Annotated in this window: 11 protein-coding genes, 6 tRNA genes and 1 other RNA gene; 8 read left to right on the top strand and 10 right to left on the bottom strand. The window is 62.3% G+C overall.

Going from position 1 to position 12,544, the window contains the following annotated elements; all coding sequences use genetic code 11:
* Positions 1–290: 290 nt before the first annotated feature.
* From ACWUKX_RS12635 to rnpB, 7 genes are all read right to left on the bottom strand, one after another.
* Positions 291–383 (bottom strand) — tRNA-Ser (locus ACWUKX_RS12635).
* Between the two features lie 53 nt (positions 384–436).
* Positions 437–509: transfer RNA gene (locus ACWUKX_RS12630), tRNA-Cys, on the bottom strand.
* Positions 510–564: 55 nt separating this feature from the next.
* Positions 565–650 (bottom strand) — tRNA-Tyr (locus ACWUKX_RS12625).
* A gap of 20 nt (positions 651–670) precedes the next feature.
* Positions 671–774, bottom strand: a tRNA-Ser gene (locus ACWUKX_RS12620).
* 23 nt (positions 775–797) lie between these two features.
* Positions 798–880: transfer RNA gene (locus tag ACWUKX_RS12615), tRNA-Leu, on the bottom strand.
* 62 nt (positions 881–942) lie between these two features.
* Positions 943–1,019 (bottom strand) — tRNA-Pro (locus tag ACWUKX_RS12610).
* A 59-nt stretch (positions 1,020–1,078) separates the two neighbouring features.
* Positions 1,079–1,373: RNase P RNA component class A (gene rnpB / locus ACWUKX_RS12605), an RNA gene on the bottom strand.
* Between the two features lie 410 nt (positions 1,374–1,783).
* On the opposite strand from rnpB, the gene ACWUKX_RS12600 reads away from it, so the two are divergent.
* Positions 1,784–2,212 carry a CBS domain-containing protein gene (locus ACWUKX_RS12600; RefSeq protein ID WP_029348055.1) on the top strand — a complete coding sequence of 143 codons (429 nt, stop codon included), beginning with the start codon at positions 1,784–1,786 and terminating at the stop codon, positions 2,210–2,212.
* 304 nt (positions 2,213–2,516) lie between these two features.
* Here the strand turns inward: ACWUKX_RS12600 and ACWUKX_RS12595 are convergent, their stop codons facing one another.
* Positions 2,517–3,296, bottom strand: a complete 780-nt coding sequence (locus ACWUKX_RS12595) for an alpha/beta fold hydrolase (RefSeq protein WP_456007031.1) — start codon at positions 3,294–3,296, stop codon at positions 2,517–2,519.
* A gap of 134 nt (positions 3,297–3,430) precedes the next feature.
* Between ACWUKX_RS12595 and ACWUKX_RS12590 the strand changes: the two genes are divergently transcribed.
* From ACWUKX_RS12590 to ACWUKX_RS12580, 3 genes are all read left to right on the top strand, one after another.
* Positions 3,431–4,360 (top strand): LysR substrate-binding domain-containing protein, encoded by a 930-nt coding sequence (locus ACWUKX_RS12590; protein WP_456007029.1) that lies wholly within the window; start codon positions 3,431–3,433, stop codon positions 4,358–4,360.
* A gap of 216 nt (positions 4,361–4,576) precedes the next feature.
* Positions 4,577–5,731 carry an efflux RND transporter periplasmic adaptor subunit gene (locus tag ACWUKX_RS12585; protein WP_456007027.1) on the top strand — a complete coding sequence of 385 codons (1,155 nt, stop codon included), beginning with the start codon at positions 4,577–4,579 and terminating at the stop codon, positions 5,729–5,731.
* Positions 5,731–8,862 (top strand): efflux RND transporter permease subunit, encoded by a 3,132-nt coding sequence (locus tag ACWUKX_RS12580; RefSeq protein ID WP_456007025.1) that lies wholly within the window; start codon positions 5,731–5,733, stop codon positions 8,860–8,862. The genes ACWUKX_RS12585 and ACWUKX_RS12580 overlap by 1 nt, the downstream gene beginning before the upstream one ends.
* A 33-nt stretch (positions 8,863–8,895) precedes the next feature.
* Here the strand turns inward: ACWUKX_RS12580 and ACWUKX_RS12575 are convergent, their stop codons facing one another.
* Positions 8,896–9,294, bottom strand: coding sequence for a hypothetical protein (locus tag ACWUKX_RS12575; RefSeq protein WP_456007023.1), 399 nt, complete (start codon positions 9,292–9,294; stop codon positions 8,896–8,898).
* 306 nt (positions 9,295–9,600) lie between these two features.
* Between ACWUKX_RS12575 and ACWUKX_RS12570 the strand changes: the two genes are divergently transcribed.
* From ACWUKX_RS12570 to ACWUKX_RS12555, 4 genes are all read left to right on the top strand, one after another.
* Positions 9,601–10,416, top strand: a complete 816-nt coding sequence (locus ACWUKX_RS12570; RefSeq protein ID WP_456007021.1) for an SDR family oxidoreductase — start codon at positions 9,601–9,603, stop codon at positions 10,414–10,416.
* A gap of 26 nt (positions 10,417–10,442) precedes the next feature.
* Positions 10,443–10,937: a MaoC family dehydratase gene (locus ACWUKX_RS12565; protein ID WP_029348059.1), complete on the top strand. Its 495-nt coding sequence runs from the start codon at positions 10,443–10,445 to the stop codon at positions 10,935–10,937.
* A 181-nt stretch (positions 10,938–11,118) separates the two neighbouring features.
* Positions 11,119–11,763, top strand: a complete 645-nt coding sequence (locus tag ACWUKX_RS12560) for a TetR/AcrR family transcriptional regulator (RefSeq protein ID WP_456007019.1) — start codon at positions 11,119–11,121, stop codon at positions 11,761–11,763.
* 213 nt (positions 11,764–11,976) lie between these two features.
* The gene (locus ACWUKX_RS12555; protein ID WP_456007017.1) at positions 11,977–12,216 is read left to right on the top strand and encodes a DUF680 domain-containing protein; all 240 of its coding nucleotides are present in this window, start codon (positions 11,977–11,979) and stop codon (positions 12,214–12,216) included.
* A gap of 80 nt (positions 12,217–12,296) precedes the next feature.
* Here ACWUKX_RS12555 and ACWUKX_RS12550 read toward each other — a convergent pair whose 3' ends face one another.
* A complete protein-coding gene (locus ACWUKX_RS12550) occupies positions 12,297–12,527 on the bottom strand; it encodes a hypothetical protein (protein ID WP_065011085.1) in 231 nt (76 codons plus the stop codon).
* Positions 12,528–12,544 lie beyond the last annotated feature (17 nt).

Genomic DNA, 12,544 nt, shown 5'->3' with positions numbered 1-12,544 from the left:
TCGGGGCCGTTCGAGTGTCGCTCACGCGGCTCTCTTGAATTTCGCAGAGGGCAGATCTAGAAGCGAAGCGCTTCGTCGCCAGCGGCGCACCGCCCTCGTTGGTGAGGCGTATATGGGAAGCATCGGTTTCGTGTCAAGCACCTTTTGGTGAAAGAACCTGCTAATTCCATTGCCGGCTTGGCATCGTGCTGCGTTCCCCGGGGTTTCAGCCAGATCGAGCCATGTTGGCCGCAGGGATGCGGGTTACGACAGCAATGCTCGTTTTCGGTTAATCCACAGCCTGATGCCGCTGGCGGAAGAGGAGGGATTCGAACCCCCGATAGCGGGTGTCCCCGCATAACGACTTAGCAAGCCGCCGCCTTCAGCCGCTCGGCCACTCTTCCATTTGTCAGCTCCACTCTTCCTTTTGCCGGCCGTTGATCAGTTGTGGATAATTTGGAGGCGCCAGCCGGACTCGACCGGCATACACGGAGTTGCAATCCGCTGGATAGCCGTTCTCCCACGGCGCCTTGACGCTTCGCTTCCAAGGGACGCCACCTCTTGCATCGCTTGACGGACAATGATTGGTGGAGGGAGTAGGATTCGAACCTACGAACTCTTAAGAGGGCAGTTTTACAGACTGCTGCCATTAACCGCTCGGCCACCCCTCCGAATATCCAAGGTCTGCCGCTGGCGGAGGGGGAGGGGGAGGGGGAGGCATTTGAACCCCCGACGCCCTTGCAGGTCTACCCGCTTTCGAGGCGGGCGCTTTCAACCGGGCTCTGCCACCCCTCCATATTGGTGCAGCCCGATTGGTGCGCGGACGGCGAGATTCGAACTCGCAACGGGAATACCCGGCCGGGTTTAGGCCGGCTGCGTCTACCGATTCCGCCACGTCCGCCCGCCACGTCTGCAAGTGCTTTTCCAGCTTCGCGCCGCGTTCGCAAAGATCGCGAACCGGGATGGCCGGAGTGGCAGGATTCGAACCTGCGGCCCCTTCGTCCCAAACGAGGTGCGCTACCAGGCTGCGCTACACTGCGGCTCTCCGAGCCCATAGGCCGAGCCGTACGCGTCTGCCGGTTCTCGCCACGAGATGCTTGAGACCAGATCCCCTGTAAGCCGGGTTCTGTCGAGGGCTGCCATTCCTCTTGGACGCCTGTCGCCAGGCGCCTCCTTGCCCGCCACCAAAGCCCTCCCCGACACAGGTCACTTCTTGCGGTTGCTTCCCCCACCCTGTCGCCCGTTTCACCCGTCCCGACTGGGACGGCTCGTCTCTGTTGCGGCGGCTCGCCTCGCGGCGGGCAGGCATTACCTGCTGGGGTGTGTCGGCAAAGCCCGGACTTTCCTCGCTCCACGACATTCGTCGCTTAGTGCGTGGCAGCCCGGAGATCTGGTCTCTTCTGGTGGACCGGCTGGACCGCCATGATCCCAACGTTCTCACCAAGAAAATTTGAGCCGCATAGGGCCAGAGTAAACTATCCCCATGCGGCGGACCGTCTCCGGTCCTGCCAGTTTATATGGGAACAAAACGGGAAAGTTCAAGCATCACGCGCCGCATGTCCGGTCTGCCAAGGGGCATTCACCGCAAACGGGACCGGAGCCCGAGCGTTCCGGCGGATCTGCATGGCGGCGCGGCCAAACCGGCTGGAACCATTCGGCCCGGCTGTTAGTTCCATCAGCGAAGAACGGGACCGCCGAGCGAGCGTCACAGCGCGACAGGCCTGAGGTCCTCAACAAATCTTCCAGGCCAATATCGCTCTACGTCCGCTGGTGCCGTTCTGGGCACGAACAGGGAGATTCCACCATGAAAGTCGCTGAGATAATGACCCCCAACGTCCATCTCGCCAGTCCTGGCGAGTCGCTCCAGAAAATCGCGAAACGAATGGCGGTTGATGACGTCGGATTTCTGCCCGTCGGAGAAAACGACCGACTCGTCGGAACAATCACCGACCGTGACATCGTCGTACGTGCCGTCGCCGAAGGCAAGGACGGCAACGCGACAGTCCGCGACGTGATGACCAAGGATGTCAAATACTGCTTCGAGGACGAAGATATCGAGCACGTCGTCCAGAACATGGGTGATATCCAGGTCAGGCGGTTGCCTGTCCTGAACCGCGACAAGCGCCTGGTGGGTGTGGTCTCGCTCGCGGACGCGGCGCTGAAGGAAGATCCGGCAACCGTCGGAATCGCGATGTCCGGCGTGGTCGTACCCGGCGGCGCACACGCGACATAAGCGCTCTGCCCGGCAGGCGAGATCGGGCTGAGTTTAGCGGCCCGCATTAGCATCGGACCCAAAGTGGGTACCGGTGTGGGGACACCCGATGCTCACAAAAAGAGGAGCGGCGGCACGAGTCGGTTTGAAATGGCCCTCTAGCGTTGTCGCGTCTCAAAGAGCCCAAAGCGACGGCTCGACCGAGCCCTAGCCACACCTTCCCGCCCATATGCCGGGAGCGTCGATGACGCCCCCGGGCTGCACTAGTATTTTGCACGTATCCGCTTGCGCTCTTGCCGTGGCTCAGAGCTACGATTGGGCGATGTCAGTTCGGTGCCACCGCGGTATCGCCCAGCACCACACCCTTGGCAGCCTGTTCGATGACCTCGGCTACGGCCTGTGGCTGGGTAAGGAACACCACATGGCTGCCTTTGACTTCGGTCGTGACCGCCCCGATACGATCGGCGGTGCTCCGAAGCAGTTCTGGCGCAATAGCGCCGTCCTCAGTCGCGACAACGTACCAGCTTGGCTTGATCTTCCACGCCGCCGTCGTCACCTTGGCCTCAAGCGCCTTCATGGCGATCGGCACCTGTGATTCGCGCAGGAATGCGGCGTCGGCATTGTCGGTGTCACCGGCAAAGCCGGCCTTAAACGTCTCAGCCTTCAGGAACGCGAAGCCATCGGGCTGCACGTCAGGCTGAAAGTTCGGCGGCGGAGGAACCTCGGCATATTGGTCCAGCGTGGATTGACCGACCTCCGGCGCGAACGCGGCGACATAGACGAGGCCTGCAACGTTGGCAGCGTCGCCGGCCTCTGTAATTACCGTGCCACCGTAGGAATGGCCGACCAGAATGGCTGGTCCGTCCTGCCGGGCGAGCACGCGACGCGTTGCGGCTACATCGTCTTCCAACGACGTGAGCGGATTCTGGACGATCGAGACTTTATAGCCACGACTTGTCAGTTGGTCGTAGACGCCTCGCCATCCAGTTCCGTCGGCAAAGGCGCCGTGGACGAGAACGATGTTGCGGAGCGGCGCGCTCTGTGCGTCGGCAGCAGTTGCCGAAAGCGTCAGTGCACCGACGGCGATCGCTAGGGATTTTATCATGGTAGTTCTCCAGTTGGATTGATTCTGATAGGACAATCATGATCTACCCTGGAGGATAGTGCTTGTTTATCGAGCGGATTCGAACATCAATGTCTCAAAATTAGAGACAATCCGAATTTTTCTGGAGAACTCACATGCTGCGCGACTTCAGCGACACCGTCGCTTTCGTAAAAGTGGTGCAGGAGGGCAGCTTCACAGCGGCGGCGCGCGTGCTCAAGGTGCCGAAGACACGGGTCAGCCGGAAGGTGCAGGAACTGGAATCCAGACTGCGGACACAACTGCTGAATCGGACAACGCGCAGCCTGAAGCTGACTGAAGCGGGAGCGGTTTATTTCCAGCACTGCGAGCGAGTGGTGAAGGATCTGGAAGATGCGGAGAACGCAGTGGCGGAGTTGCAGCAGCATCCGCGCGGGTGGCTTCGGATTGCAGCCCCGTACTGGCTGGCAACTCGCGTCCTCGCGCCGCTGCTCACCGAGTTTCGCCGCTTCTATCCAGAGGTGTTCCCGCAATTGCTTCTTGGGCACGAAGTCGTCGATCTTGTCACCAAGGACATCGACGTCGCTTTCCGGCTCCAGGAAGGCACCCTGCCCGATTCCACGCTCACGGCTCGGCGGCTCGGCGCATTGCCGATGGGCATCTATGGAGCCCCGACCTACCTAAAACGCGCAGGAACGCCACAGCATCCAGCGGAACTGGCAGAACATGCCTGTCTGTTGACAGAGTTTTATTTCAATCGTCCGGCAGTAGAATGGCCCCTGTCGAGCGGCGGCGAGCGGTCCCAGTTCAAAGTGCGAGCAGTGGCCGTCGCCAGCGATCCAGAGGCGCTTCAGGGATTCCTGCTGGAGGGAGTTGGCCTGTTCATGACCAACCATGTGCGCGTCAAGTCGGACGTTGCCGCCGGAAGACTGGTTCGTGTCCTGCCCGAGTGGGCGGGGCCCGAACCAACGCTCTATGCGATCCGGCCTGGAGGCCGCGTTCAGCCCCCCAAAGTTAAAGCATTCTTGGACTTTCTCATTCCGCGGCTCGATTTGAAGATGATTGACAGCAAAGCGAGCCACATCTGAAGCCGATCCTGCACACCACCCCTTTGGCGGCAGCCGGCTGATCCGGTTTTGACCGAGCGTAGCCCCTATCAACGTTAAACCGATTTAATGTGCAAGCGAGCGGGAGAATTGCCATAAAGCTTTGATATCGACGAGTCATCCTGCGGGTCGGAGTGCGCCGTCGCGTCTACTTCACCTTGGGAACCGTAGGCGGTATATTTGCCAACCGGAGCGCCGATGGCCACTTGGAAACAGATCGTTTTTGCACTTGTGATCCTCGTCGCGGCTGCGGCCGCCTGGGTTCGCTTTTTTCCAGGCGCGCCGGATGTGCTGGCGCGCTGGGGCATCGACTGGGCTTATGCCGCAACGCCACCAACGGGCGCCGTCGATAACGCCGGGCAAGCAGGCAGCAGCAACGCCGCCGGTCAGCGGGTGACTATCGTCGCATTGCCGGCAGCCGCCGCCATCATCAACGATCGCCTGCAGGCGATCGGCACCGGCCGCGCCAACGCCTCGGTGACGGTCAATCCCTACAGTTCCGGCCGCCTCGTCGAATTCCTGGTCGAGTCCGGCGCCCATGTCGAAAAGGGGCAGGTGATCGCCACCCTCGATTCCGACACCGAGGTGATCGCACAGGACCGCGCCAAAGTTGCTTTGCAGGACGCGCAGGCCAAGCTCGACCGGGTCAAATCGCTGCGGGCTTCCAACGCTGCGACAGCGGTCGCCGTTGCCGATGCCGAAGTGGTGCTGGCCAATGCCAAGCTGGCGCTTCGCGATGCGGAACTGGCCTTGCAGCGCCGCTCGATCGTCGCGCCGATTGCCGGCGTCGTCGGCATCCTGCCGATTGCCGCCGGCAACTATGTGACCAGCCAGTCGGCGGTCGCCACCCTCGACGACCGCTCCAGCATACTGGTCGAATTCTGGGTGCCGGAGCGCTTCGCCGCCGCCGTCAAGATCGGCGCGCAATTGTCGGCAACGCCGATCGCCAATCCCAACAAAGCCTATACCGGTACGGTTTCCGCTATCGACAACCACATCGATGAAGCCAGCCGTACCCTTCTGGTCAAGGCAAAGATCGCCAACCCGGCCGATTCGCTGCGTGCCGGCATGTCCTTCCAGATCTCCATGAAATTCCCCGGCGACAGCTATCCGGCGGTCAGTCCGCTGGCGATCCAGTGGGGTTCGGACGGTGCCTATATCTGGGCCATCGTGGACGGCAAGGCCAAGCGGGTGGCCGTGCGCATCATCCAGCGCAACACCGAGACTGTGCTGATCGACGCCCCGATCGTCAGCGGCGACATGGTGGTGACCGAAGGCACCCAGAGCGTCAGCGAAGGCAGCGCGGTCCGCATCGCCGGCGAAGAACAGCGCGCCGCGGACGCCGACGGCTGATGACCGCAACCAACAACGCCGCCAGCGATACAGGCTTCACCGCACTGTTCATCCGCAGGCCGGTGATGGCCTTGGTCTTGAACACGCTGATCGCGGTCGCCGGCCTTGCTGCCTTCTACGGTGTCGAAGTCCGCGAACTGCCGGATGTCGATCGCGCCGTTGTCACCGTTAACACGACCTTTGAAGGCGCTGCGGCCGAGACCGTCGACCGCGAATTGACCGACGTGATTGAGGGCGCGGTCGCCCGCGTCTCCGGTGTGAAGACGATCTCGTCCACGTCGTCCTTCGGCACGAGTCGCGTCACCATCGAATTCAACGACGGCGTCGACCTCGACGTCGCCGCCTCCGATGTGCGCGATGGCGTTGGTCGCGTCGTCGACCAGATGCCGGACACGGCGGATGCGCCGCGCATCGTCAAGGCCGACGCCAATTCCGAGCCGGTGATGCGGCTGGCTGTCACCTCCGACACCATGTCGGTGCAGGACATGACGGTGCTGGTCCAGGACCAGATCGAGGACGAGCTTGCCGCCGTGCCCGGCGTTGCCGACGTCCAGGTCTATGGCGACCGCGACAAGATCTTCCGTATCGATGTCGACCAGAACAAACTTGCCAGCCTGGGCTTCACCGTCGCCGACCTGAGGACAGCGCTGGCTTCGGTCGCTTTCGATTCGCCGGCCGGCTCGATCACCACGACCAACCAGGACCTGATCGTGCGTCCGACGGCGGACGTGACCACGCCGGAGGAGTTCGAAAACATCATCATCGGCGGCACGACCCGCATCCGCGACGTTGCCACCGTCACCCTCGGCCCCGACATCGGCCAGACCACATTGCGTTCGAACGGCAAGACCGGCATCGGTCTCGGCATCATCCGCCAGGCGGAATCGAACACGCTGGATATTTCGACCGGCGTCAGGGCAGCCGTCGCCACGCTGCAGGCGGATCTGCCTCAGGGCATGTCGATCAAGGTCACCAGCGACGATGCGGTCTTCGTCAACGGCGCGGTGCATGAGGTCGAGATCGCACTCGGCCTGTCCGTCTCCATCGTGCTGATCGTCATCTACGTGTTTCTCCTCGACTGGCGCGCGACGCTCATTCCGGGGCTTGCGATGCCGGTCGCCATGATCGGGACGATCGCCGCCATCTATCTCGCCGGCTTCTCGGTCAACATATTGACGCTGCTCGCCCTGGTGCTGGCGACGGGCCTGGTCGTCGACGACGCCATCGTCGTTCTGGAAAACATCGTGCGACGACGCAACGAAGGCATGGGGCCACGCGCCGCAGCCGTGCTTGGTGCCCAGGAAGTGTTCTTCGCCGTCATCGCCACGACGTTGACGCTGGTCGCAGTCTTCGTGCCGATTTCCTTCCTGCCCGGCCAGACCGGCGGCCTGTTCCGCGAATTCGGCTTCGTTCTCGCCATATCGGTGCTTCTGTCCGGCGTCGTGGCGCTGACGCTTTGTCCGATGCTTGCCTCACGCATGCTGTCGGCGGCGCCGCTTCACCACGAAGGCGGCAGCGGCATCGGCGCCCGCATCGGCGGTGCGCTGAACACGCTCTACCGGCGATGCCTGCGCACCTGCCTCGACGCGCCGTGGATCGTACTCCTGGTCGCGCTGCTGTTTGCAGCCACCGCCTTCACGCTGTTCGGCACGATTCGCCAGGAACTGACGCCGACCGAGGATCGTGCCGTCGTGCTTATGCGCGTCGACGCGCCGCAAGGCGTCAGCCTCGATTACACGACCGAGCAGATGCAGAAGATCGAAAAACTGATCCAGCCGCTGCGCGATTCCGGCGAAATCCGCAATACGTTCGAGAGCGCCGGCCGGAACGGCGCCTACAATGCCGGCTTCATGGTGATGACGCTGGCGCCGTGGAACGAGCGCGACCGCAGCCAGCAGCAGATCATGGCCGACATCAGCCGGCTCACCCGGCAGGTGCCGAGCGTGCGCGTCTTTCCGATGCAGCCCAACAGCCTCGGCATTCGCGGCGCCGGCAGCGGCCTGCAGTTCGCGCTGGTTGGCAACAATCGCGCAGCGCTCAGCGACGCTGCGGTGAAGATCATCGCCGAGATGCGGAAGGATGCCCGCTTCCAGTCGCCCCGGCTCTCCGTCGACCCGACGCAACCCCAGCTTTCGGTGGCCATCGACCGCGAGCGCGCTTCCGACCTCGGCATCGACATCACCGGGCTTGCCGATACTTTCCAGGCCATGCTCGACGGCAATGATGTCGTCGACGTCTACATCGCCGACCGCAGCTACGGGGTGAAGCTCGTCTCGACGACCAACCCAATCAACGATCCGACCGACCTGGAAAACATCTTCCTGAAGACGGCCGACGGCCGCTTCGTGCCGATGTCGACCATCGCCACCTTGACCGAGCGCGCCGTGCCGCCCTCGCTGACCCGCGAGCAGCAGCAGCCGTCGGTGGCTATCACCTCCAATCTCAGCGGCGATTTCGCGCTCGGCCAGGCGCTCACCCGCGCCGAGGAAATCGCCACGCCGCTCCTGCCGCCGGGCAGCCGCATCGTCCCCTTGGCCGAGGCGGCGACGCTGGGCGAGACCAACAGCGCCATGATCACCATCTTCGGCTTCTCGCTGGTCATCATCCTTTTGGTACTCGCCGCTCAGTTCGAGAGCTTCGTCAGTGCGGTCATCATCATGGCGACGGTGCCGCTCGGTCTTGCCTGCGCGATCTTTGCCCTTTTGCTCAGCGGCACCAGCCTCAACGCTTACAGCCAGATCGGCCTGGTGCTGCTGGTCGGCGTCATGGCCAAGAACGGCATCCTGATCGTCGAGTTCGCCAATCAGTTGCGCGACCGCGGGCTCGGCGTCCGCGAGGCGATCGAGCAGGCCTCGACCATCCGGCTGCGGCCGGTGATGATGACGATGATCTGCACCGTGCTCGGCGGCGTGCCGCTGGTGCTGGCGAGCGGCGCCGGCGCCGAGGCGCGCATCGCGCTCGGCTGGGTGATCGTCGGCGGGCTGGGTCTGGCCACCGTCTCGACGCTATTCCTGACCCCGGTCGCCTATCTCCTGCTCGGCCGCTTCGTGACGCCGAAGGTGGAAGAGGAATTGCGGCTGAAGCGCGAGCTCGAGGAAGCCGCCTACACCAATGTCGAGCCGGCTGAGTAGGCCCTTCCGTTTTGCGAAGAGGATGCCGTTTAACTAATAGCCTGTGAAATCCGGCAGTCGATAATATGGATTTCTCGGATCAAAGGGATACTTTGGTTCACCCTTGCCAGTTGAAACGGCACCCGCGATCAGCACCCCCTTCGGTCCAAATTGATAGTCGATGCCGGCGCAAAGGTGGGCGAGATCCTGGTAGTTAAAACTACGCAGCGCACTACCACCTTCGAATGCGGCTGCTTTGAGTTGCTCAGGCGTGAGCGGCTCAATCATCCTATCGCGATAGGCTTTGACCTTGGCCTTATTGAGCTCGGACCACTGGCATTCGGCGCCGATAACTCGCGCCAGCATGATATTTCTAACTGCGGTAGCGGCTGGATCATCCAAAGGGATCGAATATTTCTCAAGAAAATAATTCGTACTCGGGTCGTTGGTCATCGACTTGCGCCAAAAGGGCGGGAACTTGTCCGCGGCCTCGGCGAAAATTGTACTTGCCATCGACACAAGGACAACCCCGACAGACCGCTGTAACCACATGGACGTACCTCGAGCTATTCTGATTCAGGACCGTGCCATTCGGCTTGGCCAGTTCGTAGGCACGCGCCCCATCGCGTCGGCCAGCGGGCACGACCGCTGTCACGTGGGTCCGGGACTTTACCCGCGGAGAGGATGATCGTACTTCGGTAAGCCTTGTCAACGCGAGCCTTTTGCTGGGCGAGGCAAGGGGCGCGCGGAGGAATTGCGATGAGCTATCTGGATGAGCTGTTTTCGGTGGCCGGCAAGACCGCGCTGGTGACCGGGGCTGCGACCGGCATCGGGCGCATGGCGGCGACCGCTTTGGTCAGGGCCGGTGCTACCGTGATGATCGCCTCGCGCAAGGGCGAGGATTGCATCAGGGTTGCCGGCGAACTGAACGGCCTCGGCGGCTCCGGCCGAGCCGAGGGCTTTGCCGGCGATGTCTCCAGCGAGGTTGGCATCGCGGCGCTGGTTGCCCAGGTCAAGGCACGGACCGAACGGCTGAATATCCTGGTCAACAATGCCGGCGTCTCTTGGGGCGCGCCGCTGGAAAGCTTCCCCTACCATGCCTGGGCCAAGGTGTTCGGTGTCAACGTCACTGCCGTCTTCCATCTGACGCGCGAGCTCCTGCCGCTGCTCGACGCCGCCGCCAGCGAAGCCGATCCGGCCCGGGTGATCAATCTGGGTTCCGTAATGGGTACGCAGCCGCTGGCCGACGACGCCTATTCATACTCTGCCTCGAAAGCCGCGGTTCACCACCTGACACGCACCTTGGCGATCGAGTTTGCCGCCCGCCACATAACCGTCAACGCTTTCGCCCCCGGCCCCTTCCAGAGCCGGATGACCGCCTTTGCCACCGCGACCGAGGACCAGGCCAAGCATGTCGGCGGCCATGTTCCGATCGGCCGTATCGGCGCGCCGGATGACATTGCCGGCGCAACGCTCTATTTGTGCAGCCGAGCCGGCAGCTATGTCACCGGCGCCATCCTGCCGATCGATGGCGGGCAGTCGGTGCAGCATGGGCTGACACTGTTCAAGGAATGAAGCCGCTCGCGTTCCGGACGGTTGAAATGGAGGACATCAGCGTGGAACCGATCAGTCTCGATGTGCTTCTGGCCAGCGTCGGCAAGGAAGTCGGCGTGTCGCCGTGGCGGGTCGTTTCGCAACGCATGATCGACCAGTTCGCCGATGCCACGGACGACCACCAGTTCATCCATTGCGATCCGGAGCGCGCCAAGCGCGAGACGCCGTTCGGCGGCACCATCGCGCATGGCTTCCTGTCGCTTTCGCTTTTGTCGGCGATGACCTTCGAGACCATGCCGCCGCTCGAAAACAGCAAGATGGGCGTCAACCATGGCTTCGATTCGCTGCGCTTCCTGGCGCCTGTGAAGACCGGCGCGCGCATCCGCACCCGTTTCGTGCTGGCCGACGTCAAGGTCAGGCCGTCGGGCTGGGTGCAGACGGCGCATGATGTGACCATCGAGATCGAGGGTTCGAAAAAGCCGGCATTGACCGCGCGCTGGCTGACGCTGACATTGATCGAGCGCCAGCCGGAAGCGGCCTGAACGGGTCAACGAGCCTCGGCGGAGATGATCTTCATGTGCCGGCCGACCTAGGGGTATCGCCAATCGGAGCGCCGCGACGCCGATTTTACCGATGCTTGATTTGACAACGCCTTGTCCGTTTCCGTACAGCGTATATAAATTAGCCAGCCACTAACAGCCGCTAACAGAAGGCAGGCGAAAATTGCCGCTCAGCGTCCAGACACGCCGCGAGAAACAAAAGGCCGAACTGCGCTCCGAACTTGTCGATGCAGCGCACAAGCTCGTGCAGGAGGAAGGCTATGAAGGCCTCACCATCCGCAAGCTGGCCAAGCGCGTCGGCTATGCGCCAATGTCGGTCTATTCCTATTTCGCCGACAAGCAGGACATCTTGTTCGTGCTGGCCGAGGATGCGTTCGAGACCCTGGCAAAGCGTATCGAGGATCACCCGGCCGACGATCCGATCGAGGCGCTGCAAGTCGTGATGACCGAATACGCGGCCTTCGGCCTTGGCAACCCCAACGAGTATCGCACGATATTCATGACCGAAAAGATCAAGCCGCCGGAAGGCAGGACCTTCGCCGAAATGCAAGAGGGCAACCCGTTGATGAAAGTGCTGATCAATAGGGTCGAGGCCTGCGTTGCCGCCGGCAAGCTGAAGGGCGACCCGCGCGCCATTACCACCATGCTGTGGGCGGTTGGCCACGGCACGATCTCGCTGCTGATTACGTTTCCTTTCTATCCGTTCGGCGACCAGCAGGCGTTCGTGAAACGGATGTGCGACTTCACGCTTTCCGCGCTGGCCACCCAGGACGTGCCCCCGCTGACCGAGACGCCGGCCAACTGCTGAAGGGTTCCTTCGGTTTCGGACAGCTTAAGATCTTGTGCGGCACGGGTGAACGGCACCGCGTGTGCAACTCGTCGCGTGCTGGCGCGGCGCGATTCCCAACATTCACATAAAACTTTTTTCGTACATGTACGACTTCTGACTTGAACCTCGCGACTGTCGGGCGTACATGTACGCTACATCGTACATGTACAGCGGTTGAACCGGAGACAGACAATGAAAAAGACGATCTTCGCCCTCGTGGCCGTCCTGGCATTCTCGAGCGCTGCCTTCGCCGGCCAGAGCCAGCCCGGCAAGCCGGCCGCAGCCTGCGCCGACACGAACGTCAAGCTCGATTGCGGCGCGACCGGATCGGTCGAAGAGACAGGCCCGGCGACCCACAAGGGCTCGTCTGAAAACAAGGATCCGCGGCTCGGCATCGACATCGATCCGTGGATCGTGCCCAGCACGTTCTGAGGTTCGAAAACAAATGGGTGGTAGGAAATCCTGACCGCCCGCTTTCGTGGCCATTTCAGCCAGACTCCGCCGGACGGAAGTTATTTCCTGCGCTTCTTCATTCCGGCCACGATCTTGGCCTTGCCGGGCCTTGCGGGAGCGCCGGAAATCGAAGTCCCGGTGATCGACACCGGATCGCTGGCCGGAAACGTATCCTCGAGGCCTTCCTCGAGTTCCTCTTCAATATTTGAGCCTTCATGCGGCTCGTGTTCGAGAGAGCGAACGGCCGACGTCTTCTGGACTGGTGGATTCGGCGCTGATTTCGACGGCATCGACATCTCCCTCGACT

The organism is Mesorhizobium sp. f-mel (assembly GCF_053850215.1).
This window is presented reverse-complemented; position numbering and strand designations above follow the sequence as displayed.